The 473-nt window shown below is 76.3% G+C and carries 1 protein-coding gene; it reads left to right on the top strand.

The window, feature by feature from the left end:
* The coding region (locus AC2JF9_RS08855) for a hypothetical protein (protein ID WP_500727027.1) at positions 1-473 on the top strand (473 nt) is incomplete at both ends.

Below are 473 nucleotides of genomic sequence, written 5' to 3'. Positions count from 1 at the left end.
CCTATGCCGATGCGCCGGGCCGGCCGCTCACCGCCATCTTCCGCTTTCGGGAGCATGAGGACGGCGCGCTCCCGATCCTCGCCGCGCTCGCCGAGCGGCGCGCGTTCGAGGACCAGCCCGCGGAGCTTCGCGTCGGCTCGGGCGGGCTCTATCGGCTGGCGGGCGTGCCGCTGATCGACGGAACCGGCCGGCTGGCGGGCTTCCGCGGCTCCGCGACCGGCATCGCCGCCGCGCTTCGCGAGAGGGCCGCCAACGACGAGGCGCCGCCGCCCGCGCGGCCGGAGGCGCTGGCGCTCGCCGACCGCCTGGGCAGGGCGCTGCGCGACCCGCTGTCGCACATCATCAGCCATGCCGAGGGGATCAGCGCGGGGGGCGACGGGCCGCTGGGGCCGGATTACGCGGCCTATGCCGCCGACATCGCCGATGCGGGGCGGCACCTGCTCTCGCTGGTCGAGGACCTGATGGACCTGCAG

It is taken from the genome of Lactobacillus sp. C449L (assembly GCF_059900815.1).
The sequence above is the reverse complement of the archived record's forward strand: the minus strand, read 5'-3'. Positions and strand labels throughout refer to the sequence as shown.